This window comes from Pseudalkalibacillus hwajinpoensis, assembly GCF_039851965.1.
In the GTDB taxonomy this organism is placed as follows: Bacteria; Bacillota; Bacilli; order Bacillales; family Guptibacillaceae; genus Guptibacillus; species Guptibacillus hwajinpoensis_E.
Map to the genome: position 1 here is coordinate 1,280,086 of NZ_CP156674.1, position 13,092 is coordinate 1,293,177.

Consider the following 13,092-nt stretch of genomic DNA (forward strand, 5'->3'; position numbering starts at 1 on the left):
CTCAAAAATGTGGTGAAGATCATCGAAGTCATCCTAATCGTCCTACCTGCTTTTATTATTTTTGGGATCGGATATATCGGTCAAAAGAAAATTGGATTTAACCGTAAATCTATTTCTACTGCTGCACTTTATTTAATGTACCCTTCCCTTGCGTTTCAGACATTTTATACGAATGAAATTACAATAGATTACGCTTATATCGTTCTATTCTGTTTATCGCTTATGTTGATTCTAATCCTATTGGTTACAATTCTCTCAAAATTTAACTCCTGGCACCGCTCCAAGCACGCTGCACTGGTACTTTCAAGTGTATTTATGAACAGCGGTAATTACGGAGTACCGATCATATTGTTCGCTTACGGTGAAGCAGGCGTTCATTACGCCATTATCATGATGGTCATCCAGTCTCTGTTAATGAATACCGTTGGCCTTTACTACGCCTCGAAAGGAAGTACGATAGATCATACCTTGAAGGATTCTCTCATTAAAATTTCCAGGATGCCAATTAATCATGCCGTTATCCTTGGTGTATGCGTACAAATTTTTCAGGTAAAAGTGCCAGAATTCATCATGCAGGCGGTTAACCTTGTAGCTGACGCCACGATCCCCACGATCATGCTCGTGCTCGGGATGCAACTCGCTTCTCTTACCAAAGGAAGTGTTAAGTTGAGAGACCTTTCAACAGTGTTCTCGATCAGAATAATCATTTCGCCTGCCATTGCCCTCATGCTAACAATGGCACTTGGCTTGAATACCATGCTAGCTAGTATATTAGTCGTTCTGGCATCCATGCCCACAGCCGCAAACACCACTATGTACTCACTTGAATTTAATACTGAGCCTCAACTGGTTTCTTACAGTACACTTGTTACGACAGTCGCAAGTATCGTTACGGTACCGCTCATGTTATGGCTTGTAGGTGCCGTTTAGTTTCGATACTTTTAATCACCTGGAGTATTGAGTTCCCTGACTTAGGACATACTGATATGTAATTTTAAGACAGGGATGATGATATGATCTATATTTATAATGATTATGGTGGGACTCATACCACTTCTCTTGCCGCAGCCTTTCACCTCCAAATATTAAAGCCTTCAACTCTGCCGCTATCCAAAGAGGAGATTCTGGCCGTTCCCTTTTTTAATAAATTAACGAAACAGGATGCCGGACGGCTGATTTATCATGGTAAGGATTCTGAAGGACACTCCGTATATACGATTGGTAAGAAATCTTCTAAGCTTATCGTACCGGCATTAAGAGATATGAGCATGTTACTGTTTGAACATTTCCATGTGCAGGACCGCCTTGTGTTTTCAAATACTTCTCCGACGGTTCCCTTTGTCATGTCAATTGGTGGCGGATTATCACGAGGGCTTGGAATCGACTCGCTTGGAGTGCCTCTCTTAGTAAAAGGTGCAAAAAAATGCAGTCCATTAATTTATGACCTTGTGGAACATACCAAAAGGAAGTCACATCAAACAGAAGAAAAAGTGCTCATTTTAGAAAATCAGCACTTTAAAATCTAAACACGGTCACAAGTTGATTATTTTACAATCTCTCTCGCCTTATAGCTTCTATGATTAGATGGCAGGAATAGACTGATGAACACGGCAACTGCAAAGATGAACATGATAATCACTCCGACAATCACACTGAAATGAATCGAAACAAGTTGCGCGAGTAATCCACATAGTATGATGACGAAGATTGTAAATAGTGCTTCCACAAACCCAAATAAACTACCAATCCGCCCCATTATTTCTACGGGAATATTATTTTGATAAAAAGTGTAGAAGCCTGTATTCGCAAAAGCAAGTGAGAAGGAAAGTACAAAGCATCCAATCGCAGCCATCGAGAATTCAGTGGATATGGCAAATACCAAATAACCTAGAGCTAATAGAATGGACCCTAATCCCATAAGTAGAGAAGTAGATAGCTTCTTGACAAACAAGGTATTCATGATCGCTCCAACCAAAATTCCTCCTCCTGCAATGCTAACGAGTAAGCCGTAAGCGGTGTTCGTTAATTGTAAAACTTCTTTAGCGAAGGCTGCTTCAAGGGAGTCCACTCCCCATGTCATCACTGTCACTGCGCTAAAAAGAAAGTAAATGGTAACAACGTATCTAGACCTTCGGCTAAAATCATTAACAACTCTCCAGTCTTCTCTTAAAGTAGCAATCGAGATTTTAACATTAGCCTCTCTAACAAACTCATCTCCTTCTATTTCCGGCAAACATCCAATCAGTATGCCAGCGATACATAGTGAAATGGCGTTCACATAAATGGCATGATCAGGTGTTCCGATCATAAACAGCAATCCGGCTATAGCAGGGCCTATTAAGAACGCTCCTGAATCAATTAAGCTACGAAATGAGTTAAAACGCTTTCTCTCATCAATTGGAATTAACTTAGTAATATAAATCATTGATGTTGGGTGAAACATAGCGTTTGCCATATTAATGATCAAAACAAGCGCATAAATAAACCATAGGGATGACAGAAACGGCAAACAAACGATTAAGGATGCTTGTAAAACATTTAAACCAATCATTAAATTTCTCTTTTTCATGCGATCAATCAAACTTCCTGACCAGCTGTTCGTGAAAAGAATGGCGAGAGGCTTAAGCAAATATAACCCAGTCACAGCAAGCGCTGAACCGGTTTGATCTAGAATAATTAAATTAAGCGCTATATGATAAACCCATCCCCCAACATTCGATATTCCAATACAAGCTAGAACGATCGCATGGTACTTCCATATTTCAACAAACGCTCTCATTAATACCCAGCTCCAATCGCGATAAGTAGTATGAATCCAAAAAAAATCTCACCCCCGGGACGTATAGTCCCGGGGGCGAGATTCCTTATCGCGGTGCCACCCCGGTTTAGTCATGTGTCGCCACATCACTCTTATCAGGTACGGCAGTAGTTGCTTATACCCTAGCTCTTTAACGGGAGCTCCCGTTACACCATCACCTGACTTAGGCTCCGATGCACTGCTCAGAGGCTTGTTTCAATAACATCATCCTAACTCCCTTCCAGCTTTCGGGAGCTCTCTGTGTAGGAATCCGTCATCTACTCTTCTCTTCATCGCGTTCTTGTTTGTTATATATTACTAGAAAGGTAGTATAGATGTAAACAGAATCTTTAGAACTCCATTCAATTCTTTAATCCCCTCTCTTCGCACTTAGAAATATTCCTTGTAGTTGTTAGCCATCTCTTCTATATTGTCCTTATTAACTTTCATGAATTCTGTAACAACCGTTTCATTCCAGATCTCTTCGTCATCTGGAAAGTCAGTTAGTTCTTTTGAAAGTACATCAACCATATTGTCTCGTGTAATTACTAGGCTGGAATCCTGTAAATCAAAGATATATTCGTTTGCATTTGGGACTAGAATTGTTAAATACATCGCATTAAAGTAGAAATTCTGATTCGTATCTTCTCCGTCATACCAGAACGAATCAACCTTTTCCTGGGAGAGAGATCCTTCCTTACTTCCGTATGTCACATGAATGTTTTCGCCAGACAGGTCGAGGTGATTCACCGTTTCTCCTCCCGCTAATTTCGTGAGAATAGCTGAGACCCTGGAATTGTCACCTACGTAAGTGCCGCTGTATTCGGTGAACTCCTCCGCATTAACATCTCTTATTGTTTTAATTTCTTCATTCTCCGATGCACTTCCAATTGAACAGCCTGCCAGAAACATCATTTAGGCTCAGGCTAAGCATTACGATTTTATTTCGCTTCAACATCCCCACACTCCAAGTTCTTTTTATTCTCTCCAATTGTTTCTACGATTTATGAGCCATAAATGTTTCACCATTTTCCGCTCCAATTTAAAGACAACTCTCAAGCCGAAAGTTGCCTAACGATTATCTATTAAGTTACTTCCCCAGGATGCGACTCATATCCATATAGAGAATGTTCCACCTATGGCCATCCAGGTTTGAAAAGCCCGCACCGTAAATCAATTCCTGGCTTTCTGAGGATTCACCATAGATGTCTCCGCCTGCTTGAGTAACTTTTTGAACGAACACATCTACTTCTTCTCGACTGCCAGCGCTAGAAAGGTCATCTCCCCTCTCTTTGTCGCTTCTTCACCTGCTCCGAATGAAACGGTGAATCCCTGACCTCAGTCACAACGCTAAGTGGATTGCCATCCGGATCGAAGAAGTCAAAACACGTCATCCCTCCAAAATCTTCAAGCTCGGTCGTTCTCACACCGTTTTCTTTTAACTGGTTGTGCACCTCATGAATATCATCAACGACAAAATTGAAATAACCATTTCTTTGATCACCTTTTATAACAAATTCTGTAGGCTGCGCTTCCTCAACCTGTACCAAACCAAATTGAGTGGGACTGTCCGGAAAATAAAAACCCTCACCACTTCCAATCCCTTCTCCCCAGCCCTGTATTTTCTTTACTCCGAGGTTATACTCGTACCATTCACTGGATTTTCCAATGTCGGTAACAGGTATAAAAACGCTCCCAACTCTAAACAAATTAAAGCACTCCTTTTCACTAAGAAATGTATGATTATAATCGTCTCCATTAGATCCACATCGATCTTTGACGTTTTTCTCCAACTATGAAATCGTTCCACATGCCAGTCGTTTTTCACTCTCATGTAGCCACTCTCTTCAATCCATTTATGTAAAATATCATAGGTATGCAAAATCTCTGTGTTAGCACCTTTATGTTTTAAAACGGCGTACGTTTGTGGGGGAATGGTTACGGCCTCGATACCTTCAGGAAGATCTTCTGCCTCACTTACTTGAACACAGACCCAATAGCCATCTTCCTCTCTTGAAGTAGGCTCTACCACAAAAGCACCTACTTGTATGAAAGGCTCGATAACGTGTTTGATCTCACTCATTCGCTGCTCTAAAAGCAGAGCTGCTTGCGGAATTTCATGGACGTACTGCTCTCCTGCACAGAGAACACGTATCCCTCCCAATTGAAGTTCACCGAGTTCTTCAACAGTTACCTGCTGCACCAAATCCTCACTCATTTCCAGTAACTCCCTTCTCGTTAAAATCCTGAACTAAATACCTTTCTTTGTATTTAGTACTTACCTCACTCCAAACGTCAAATGTATTTCCATCTGGGTCATGGAAAACAAAATTCTTCCCTGCATGTGCTCGATCTTCCACTTCACTAACCATGATCTTTTTCTCGATAAAGTTCTTTCTAATTGTTTCAAGTGCTTGTATACCCTCTACTTCAAACGTTATTGAAAAGCACTCTTCACCCTTGCTATTGTAGAAATTCGAGCTTTCACCCTTTTGGGAACTCACTAGAAAGAAGCTCTGGTTGGCTAAATCTAGAATTGCTTTCGATTCGTCCTGGTAATTCAGCTTCGCCCCGAGTTTCGTAACATACCAGTTAGTGGAACGTTCTACATTTGAAACTGGTAGATAAGTCGTTCCGATTCTTACTAAGTGTTCACTCACAATGACTCACCTCCGTCCCTATTCCTAAAAAACTGTTCCATTCCAGCACACGAAAATCCTTCAAAACGATCCATAATTCATGATAATTACTTTGACATTCAATGATAAATCCTGTAAATTATCAAATGGACGAACATTTAAATGTTATAAAAACATATTATTCGTATTTAGGAGTGAATTCTATGGAAAATGTATTTGATTATGAAGATATTCAATTAATTCCCGCGAAATGCGTGGTGAATAGCCGTTCAGAGTGTGATACTTCTGTCAGACTTGGAGCCCATACATTTAAGTTACCGGTCGTACCCGCAAACATGCAGACGATTATCGATGAAACCATTGCCGTTTCCCTCGCTGAAAAAGGATACTTCTATGTGATGCACCGTTTTGAACCTGAAAAGCGCATCGATTTTATAAAAGACATGAACGCTCGTGAACTCATCACTTCCATTAGCGTTGGAGTGAAAGAAGAAGAATACTCCTTTATCAAACAGCTTGCTCAGCATAACCTCACCCCAGATTACATTACAATTGATATTGCACATGGCCATTCTAATGCGGTTATCGAAATGATTGGACATATTAAAAAGCACTTACCAGATAGCTTTGTGATTGCAGGAAATGTTGGTACTCCAGAAGCAGTTAGAGAATTGGAGCATGCAGGTGCTGATGCTACTAAAGTAGGGATTGGACCTGGTAAGGTATGTATTACGAAAATTAAGACCGGATTTGGTACAGGCGGTTGGCAGCTTGCAGCGCTTCGCTGGTGCGCGAAAGCGGCAAGTAAGCCAATAATTGCTGACGGAGGCATTCGTACCCACGGCGATATTGCAAAATCTGTTCGATTCGGCGCTTCAATAGTGATGATCGGTTCCCTATTCGCGGGACACGAAGAATCTCCTGGTGAAACGTTTGAGAAAGACGGCAAGCTATACAAAGAATACTTTGGTTCCGCTTCTGAATTCCAAAAAGGAGAAAAGAAAAATGTGGAAGGAAAGAAAATGTTCGTGGAACATAAAGGCGCTTTAGAAGATACGTTGAATGAAATGGAACAGGATCTTCAATCTGCGATCTCATATTCTGGCGGAGACAAGTTAGAATCCATTCGCACGGTGGATTATGTGGTTGTGAAAAATTCGATTTTTAACGGAGATAAGGTTTACTAGAAGTTAAGAGAGAGCAGTTGCTTTAGAGAAAGTATTCACTTTTTGGAGTACGAAAATTAATATTTCAATAAAGAATGACCGGCAAATTACAGAATAATTTGCGGGTCATTTACTATCTTTTTTTATACATGCCAAGTATTAAATCTCTTAGAATCTCGTGCCTATTATTACTAGTACTTATCGAATGAAAGAGAATTTTTTTGTTAAGCTTCTCATTTAGTTTGAAATTCTGGTATTACAGATTGTTATAAATAGTACCATTGAATAGTAAGTCAATGTCGCTTATTTCTCCTATTCAGAAGAAGATAAGATAATAAATTGATTTTGTAATAGTCTTTGTTGAAAAAGCTCCTTAAATGTTTGAATAAATATCTGATCAAATTTAAACCAGCTTAAAATCCAACCAATAATTTAAAAACTAACGATGGTCATTATTCATATACCTCCAAATTCCCACAAACCAAAATCATGCTATTCACCCAATTTTATTATAAGTCCTATTATACTCACTCCAGAATTCCTTTCAATAAGACGCATCCGTTTACTCCGATGTCCTTAACAGAAATCCGGTACTTCCTACACCCCATACATAGATCGAATCAAAGATATAGGCTGTTTTAACTACTTTTTAAAATGATGATTTTGAGCCTAATGATCCAACCTTCGTGAAGTAAAAGGTGATTAGTAAGCTATACTCGAACACCTTAATGAATAGACAGTAAAAATTCCGTTGTTTCTCAAAAAATATGAGGAGGTGTACGAATAGTAAAGCCTTTTTTCTTCATGGTTCCTAGAATCAGATCAAATGGAAGATAATAAAGTGAACCTTCCATCAGAGGGGATTTTCGTTCATTCCCTCTGATGGTTAGGTGAACCAATCGGACCTTTAGGGGCAGTTGCTCCCCACCCAAACGTCTCGATTAACCTGCGTTTTGAAGTGGGAGTTTTACTGCCCCTTAAGGGTGGGATAAACAAAGAGGAGATGATGAGTTGAAGCAAAATATAAAAATCTGTTTTATAATCACACTTCTATCCCTGCTTATACTTCCCGCATTCGTTTCTTATGACGCAAGTGCAGATAAAACAAATAGTTCCCTTGGAACACAGCTTAATGAAATTCTAACGGATAAACGACTAAGTGGTGCTATCGCAGGAGTAAGCGTTCGATCAGGCAGCACCGGAGAACTAATATATGAGAACTACGGAGAAACACGCTTAACTCCGGCTTCTAATATGAAATTATTCACTGCGGGCGCTGCACTTCAAACACTTGGACCTGATTATCGTTTCACTACTGAGCTTCTAGCCGACGGAGAGCTAAAGAACAGAAAGCTGAAAGGCAACCTGTATCTGAAAGGAAAAGGAGACCCCACGCTTCTTAAAGAAGACTTCGAAGAACTTGCTCAATCTCTGAAAGAAAAAGGAGTACATAACATACAAGGAGATTTGATTGGAGATAACAGCTGGTATGACGATGAATCTCTCTCTAAGGATATGGTTTGGTCAGATGAAGATAACTATTACGGCGCAAAGGTGTCTGCCCTAACGGCATCACCAAACGAAGATTACGATTCAGGTACAGTCATAGTTGAGGTCTATCCAGGAAAACAGCCTGGCGTCAAAGCAGATGTTCGACTTTCACCTATTTCAGATATTCTTAAGATCGAAAACCATGCCAAAACCGTCAAATCTGATGAAAAAGCTGAGTTAACAATTACGCGGAAGCATGGATCGAACAAAATCCTGATCGAAGGTGAAATCAATGAAGACTCCTCACGGAAACGAGAGTGGATTGCAGTTTGGGAACCTGCGCACTATGCACTCGATTTAATGAAGCAATCCCTTCTGCAAGCAGGAATTACATTTAAGGGAGAAACAAAACTAAGTAAAGCACCAGATGACGCTACTCTTCTCATTGAAAAAAAATCGATGCCTCTTTCTGACCTGCTTATTCCTTATATGAAGCTAAGCAATAACGGCCATGCTGAAATATTGGTGAAAGAGATGGGGAAAGTGAAGAAAAATGAAGGCAGCTGGGATGCTGGATTGGAAGTAATGACAGACTTTCTTCAAGAGAAGGGCCTTGATACTGACGAGATGCGACTGCGAGACGGTTCAGGTATCTCTCACGTCACATTAATCAAACCAAACCAACTTTCCGAATTTCTATTTACCGTCCAAAATGAAAGCTGGTTCGATCCATTCTATCGTTCTCTTCCAGTTGCAGGTGATTCTGATCGATTTGAAGGCGGCACCCTTCGTTATCGAATGATAGACACTACTGCAGAACAAATTGTTCATGCTAAAACAGGATCATTGACAGGAGTCTCTTCCCTCTCAGGCTATGTTGATCAAAACGATGGGTTAACTTTCTCGATTATCCTCAATCAATTTGTTGAAGATGAAATCAAAGACATTGAAGACGAAATTGCTGTTGTTCTATCAACATACAAAGAGGAAAAATAGTCCAATCATAGGGAGACTTCACCAGTCTCCCTTTCTCTATGCCATGTCATGCTCAGAAAAAGTTACACGTTTGATTGACGCACAATATTAGTTAATTGAACGCCACTTTTTGGCAAACTTGGCATTTCAGACATGCTGTATGTGAGATCCTGCTCAGGGACATTGTAAGATAAATGATGAACAAAATAGTTCAGCGTTTCTTTTAATAGATCAAGGGTTAACCATTCTCCAGCACAACGATGGCCGATATCGAATTCTCCTCCTCCTTGAGGAATAAAATCAAAGGGACTACCCTCCCATAACTCGAAGCGCTCTGGATCAAAATGTTCCGGGTCTTTCCAAACTTCTGGATGATGATTTGTGCCATATAAGTCGAGAAGCGTTAGCGTTCCTTCTTCGAATTCAAATCCATTCCATGTGAAATTTTTCATTACTCTCGCGCCAGCAAATGGAAAGAACGGATAATACCGTCTGACTTCCTGGATGAAGCATTGCAGATTCTTTTCATCTCCGCTTTTTAATTTTGCCACTTCATCTGGATGATCGATCATGGCAAGAACAGTAAAGCTAATATAGACAGAAATCGCTACAATTGGACGCAAAAGGTTTAATAGTTCTACTGCCACGATCTGCTTGTCTAACAAGTCTCCTTTGAGGTCACGATGCCATGAAAACTGATAGAGTGCAAGATGAGCGGGGGGATTTATTTCTCCATCCCTCACTTTTTGCACGAGATCTTCTATCCACTCTTCTCCTGCCGTTCTTGCTCCTCGCCCTTTCCAGTACCCTAGGCCAATTGAGGCTGCGGATTCGAACATTTCTGCAAGCTGGTTCGATCGCTTTTCTACCTCACGATCTTCCAAGGGAACTCCTGTCCATTCACACGCTACATGTGTCAGTATTTGTTTCGCCTCATCATAAACAACGACTTTTTCTTTCGTTTCCCATTGAGCGGCAAAGGAATCTAAATGTTTCTCCATTAAACTCGCTATTTCACCGAGCGCCTCTTTCGTCATGAGAGACATGAACATTGCCTTCCGATGATGATGTTCCTCACCATCTAGTGTCTGCACTCCATTTTCACCAAAAAGCGTTTTCTGGACATGTTTCGGCGCCGCTCCACTTCGTTTAAATTTCTCATTATTATAAAATAATTCAGCGGATTTCTTACCAGTTAAACAAATGGTTTTCTCGCCTAACAGTTTGGTTATAAAGACATTTGAATCATACTGCTCTCTCCGATTAACAATAAATTCATATCCTTCTTTTAGAACGCTTAACGTATGATCCAATCCCTTTTCTTGAGGCATGCTTTAATTTGCTCCATACGTTCTCCTCCTAAGTTCATAGTTTGGCCATAGTACGCAACATTTCTACTCCTCTATTATTTCCACCTATGTATAGGAACAAAACGTGAACTGCTTAATATAATTGCACACTTTAACCCACTCCCTTGCGCTATTGGGAGATAAGGAACGTTAGTGGTAGTAGTGGTCTCAGAAATCGCTTTTGAGGATACATACTTTTGAAAAGCCCTCCCCCTCTCTCTTTTCTAAAAATAGATGACATACACCTCCATTAAATAAAGGTATACATCATCCATTAGTTTTTTCATAAAAGAGAAGACGTTATCGCGTTTTTTCCTTCTCAGGATAAAAGAGAACTTTTGAATAAAGAAGTCTTTTATTAATAATACTATCGAACGTTTCTGGTCCTTCTTCAAGAGATAACCTATGAGAAATCATAGGCTTGACATTAATTCCACCCGTACTCATATAGTGAATCGAAGAACGCCATTCTTCACCTGGAAATGGAGAAGAAATAGCGTTCCAGGATCCTAACACTCTTAATTCGTTTCGAACAATTTTTTCAAAGTAAAAGCGCTCTATGTTGATATCGGCATAGGGAATTCCCATGAACACAACCTCTCCACCTTTTTTCGGTAAGGCAAACACCTGTGATGAGGTGACCGGAGATCCTGCTGATTCTATAGCTAAATCGACTCCGTTTCCATTTGTGTATGCCATAAGCTGTTCATGGGCAGGCTTTTCTAGGGAATTAATACCTATATCTGCACCTAATTCTCTTGCAATTTCAAGCTTAGCAACATCGATATCGATTGCAAATACTCTTTTGGCACCGAAGATTTTTGCCCATTGAACTGCTAGTAACCCAATACTCCCGCATCCCATAACAGCAACATCTGCACCAGGCTTGATACTCGTGCGATAGAAACCATGTGCTACGACGGAAGAAGGCTCAACAAGTGCAGCTGTATCGTAATCAACGTTATCTGGTAAAGGTATGATATGAGATTTAGGTAGTTTGACGAATTCCGCATAAGCACCAGGAGAACGAGCACCTATCACAGTTAACTTAGCACAGCGGGCTAGCTCACCTTTTTGACAATTTTCACATTCTCCGCAATGAAATGTAGGACACCCAGCGACACGATCGCCTACTTGAATGTGCTTAACCCCCGATCCTACCTCCGCAACTTCTCCTGCAAACTCATGTCCAAAAGTCATTCCAGGAACATACGGACCAAGTTTTCTATACCTCGATATGTCCGATCCGCATATCCCCACTGCTTTCACTTTAATAATAACGTCCTCTTCATTCTCGATGACCGGTTCAGACGAATTTTCGAAGCGAATATCCTGTTCATTATATAAATTGAGAGATTTCATCTTAATCCTTCTCTCTATATTGATTTATGATCAATCCATCGTTTATGCCGATTCATTTCCTGAACTTCGCCTGTTTAACTTATAAAGAGCTAAACAAACAATGACTGTATTAAAAATTACTTGATGGTCAAAGTAGAAATCTCCGACGATTCGAAATGGTCCTAACATAAAGTCCAATAGTGCTTCCGTCATTTCTATCCCTCATTTCTTGATGCGCACCTCTAAAAACTAAAAATTCAGTTTATTATTTCTGCACAATCAGTTCACTGGAATCAGTAATACTTTAATTGCTTCTCCACTCTTAATAACTTGATAAGCCTCTTCCCATTGAGTGATATCGAATTCGTGCGTGACTAAAGCATTTGCGCTGACGCTTCCCTTGCTAATTAAGTCTAGAGAAGGCTCCCAGTCAGAAGAATTTTGGCTTCTGCTACCAATCACACGAATTTCTTTTTGAATAATTTTCTCTAGATCAAATTGAACTTCTGGGTTTGCAAAAATACCAACTTGCGCATATTGTCCCTTTTTCCTCAATAGATCTAACCCTTGCTTTGCTGCGGGAACAGCTCCAGAGCATTCGAACACAACGTCAGCCCCATATCCATCTGTAAGGCTATTTACAAGTTCTCGAATGTTGTCTTCTAGGATATTCACCACGTAATCGATACCTAATTCTTTTGCTTTATCCAAACGAACTTTATCGTTCGTAAGACCCGTAATGATTACGATAGCCCCTCTACTTTTTGCCACCTGAGCCGTAAACAATCCAATCGGCCCCGGCCCCATCACAACTACGACATCCCCATTCTTAATTTCCGTTTTTGTCACAGCATGATGCGTACATGCGAGGGGCTCAGTCATAGCTGCCGACTTATAATCAACATTTTCAGGGAGAATATGGACGCTGTTTTTGTGCGCGATTAAATATTTCGCAAATCCACCGTCCTGCTGCGTTCCTAATCCTCTGCGATAATTGCATAGATTATAGTCACCCGATTTACAATACTCACATTCACCACAAATATAAAAAGTTGTTTCAGAAGTAACCCGATCTCCAACTTTGAATTCTGTAACATTTGCTCCTACTTCAATCACTTCTCCAGAAAATTCATGTCCTAGCGTAACAGGGAACCGAACCTGATAATGTCCTTCATAGGTGTGGATATCTGACCCACAGATCCCCGCATATTTCACTTCAATTTTCACTAAATCTTTCGCAACAGCAGGTTCTTCTTTTTCTTGAATGTCTAAATTCCCAAATCCAGGTGCTGTTTTCACTAGTGCTTTCATATACATTCCTCCTGGTAAATCTA

At 40.3% G+C, this 13,092-nt stretch carries 14 protein-coding genes and 1 other annotated feature; of the genes, 4 read left to right on the forward strand and 10 right to left on the reverse strand.

Going from position 1 to position 13,092, the window contains the following annotated elements; genetic code table 11:
• Positions 1 to 12 precede the first annotated feature (12 nt).
• Together ABFG93_RS06465 and ABFG93_RS06470 are read left to right on the forward strand one after the other, a co-directional pair.
• Positions 13 to 930, forward strand: coding sequence for an AEC family transporter (locus ABFG93_RS06465; protein WP_347551621.1), 918 nt, complete (start codon positions 13 to 15; stop codon positions 928 to 930).
• 83 nt (positions 931 to 1,013) lie between these two features.
• Positions 1,014 to 1,526, forward strand: coding sequence for a DUF3189 family protein (locus ABFG93_RS06470; protein ID WP_347551623.1), 513 nt, complete (start codon positions 1,014 to 1,016; stop codon positions 1,524 to 1,526).
• Positions 1,527 to 1,543: 17 nt separating this feature from the next.
• Here the strand turns inward: ABFG93_RS06470 and ABFG93_RS06475 are convergent, their stop codons facing one another.
• The 6 genes from ABFG93_RS06475 to ABFG93_RS06500 form a co-directional block, all read right to left on the reverse strand.
• Positions 1,544 to 2,779: an MFS transporter gene (locus ABFG93_RS06475; protein ID WP_347551625.1), complete on the reverse strand. Its 1,236-nt coding sequence runs from the start codon at positions 2,777 to 2,779 to the stop codon at positions 1,544 to 1,546.
• Between the two features lie 68 nt (positions 2,780 to 2,847).
• Positions 2,848 to 3,100 (reverse strand) — a binding site (T-box leader).
• Positions 3,101 to 3,187: 87 nt separating this feature from the next.
• Positions 3,188 to 3,712, reverse strand: coding sequence for a DUF4825 domain-containing protein (locus tag ABFG93_RS06480; protein WP_347551627.1), 525 nt, complete (start codon positions 3,710 to 3,712; stop codon positions 3,188 to 3,190).
• 175 nt (positions 3,713 to 3,887) lie between these two features.
• Positions 3,888 to 4,040 (reverse strand): hypothetical protein, encoded by a 153-nt coding sequence (locus ABFG93_RS06485; protein WP_347551629.1) that lies wholly within the window; start codon positions 4,038 to 4,040, stop codon positions 3,888 to 3,890.
• A gap of 34 nt (positions 4,041 to 4,074) precedes the next feature.
• Entirely contained in the window at positions 4,075 to 4,506 is a 432-nt protein-coding gene (locus ABFG93_RS06490; protein ID WP_347551631.1) for a VOC family protein, read from the reverse strand.
• Positions 4,425 to 5,015: a GyrI-like domain-containing protein gene (locus ABFG93_RS06495; RefSeq protein ID WP_347551632.1), complete on the reverse strand. Its 591-nt coding sequence runs from the start codon at positions 5,013 to 5,015 to the stop codon at positions 4,425 to 4,427. Before ABFG93_RS06495 ends, ABFG93_RS06490 begins: the two co-directional genes overlap by 82 nt.
• Positions 5,008 to 5,457 carry a VOC family protein gene (locus ABFG93_RS06500; protein ID WP_347551634.1) on the reverse strand — a complete coding sequence of 150 codons (450 nt, stop codon included), beginning with the start codon at positions 5,455 to 5,457 and terminating at the stop codon, positions 5,008 to 5,010. The genes ABFG93_RS06495 and ABFG93_RS06500 overlap by 8 nt, the downstream gene beginning before the upstream one ends.
• 182 nt (positions 5,458 to 5,639) lie before the next feature.
• On the opposite strand from ABFG93_RS06500, the gene guaC reads away from it, so the two are divergent.
• Both guaC and dacB read left to right on the forward strand, forming a co-directional pair.
• Positions 5,640 to 6,623 (forward strand): GMP reductase, encoded by a 984-nt coding sequence (gene guaC, locus ABFG93_RS06505; protein ID WP_347551636.1) that lies wholly within the window; start codon positions 5,640 to 5,642, stop codon positions 6,621 to 6,623.
• Between the two features lie 990 nt (positions 6,624 to 7,613).
• Positions 7,614 to 9,089, forward strand: a complete 1,476-nt coding sequence (dacB, locus tag ABFG93_RS06510; protein WP_347551638.1) for a D-alanyl-D-alanine carboxypeptidase/D-alanyl-D-alanine endopeptidase — start codon at positions 7,614 to 7,616, stop codon at positions 9,087 to 9,089.
• A 62-nt stretch (positions 9,090 to 9,151) separates the two neighbouring features.
• Here the strand turns inward: dacB and ABFG93_RS06515 are convergent, their stop codons facing one another.
• The 4 genes from ABFG93_RS06515 to ABFG93_RS06530 all read right to left on the reverse strand — a co-directional run bounded on the left by ABFG93_RS06515 (position 9,152) and on the right by ABFG93_RS06530 (position 13,069).
• On the reverse strand, positions 9,152 to 10,399 hold the full coding sequence (locus ABFG93_RS06515; protein WP_347551640.1) for a cytochrome P450: 1,248 nt from the start codon (positions 10,397 to 10,399) through the stop codon (positions 9,152 to 9,154).
• A gap of 318 nt (positions 10,400 to 10,717) precedes the next feature.
• A complete protein-coding gene (locus tag ABFG93_RS06520; RefSeq protein ID WP_347551642.1) occupies positions 10,718 to 11,779 on the reverse strand; it encodes a galactitol-1-phosphate 5-dehydrogenase in 1,062 nt (353 codons plus the stop codon).
• A 42-nt stretch (positions 11,780 to 11,821) separates the two neighbouring features.
• On the reverse strand, positions 11,822 to 11,971 hold the full coding sequence (locus ABFG93_RS06525) for a hypothetical protein (RefSeq protein WP_347551644.1): 150 nt from the start codon (positions 11,969 to 11,971) through the stop codon (positions 11,822 to 11,824).
• 66 nt (positions 11,972 to 12,037) lie between these two features.
• On the reverse strand, positions 12,038 to 13,069 hold the full coding sequence (locus tag ABFG93_RS06530) for a zinc-binding dehydrogenase (protein WP_347551646.1): 1,032 nt from the start codon (positions 13,067 to 13,069) through the stop codon (positions 12,038 to 12,040).
• Between the last annotated feature and the right edge of the window lie 23 nt (positions 13,070 to 13,092).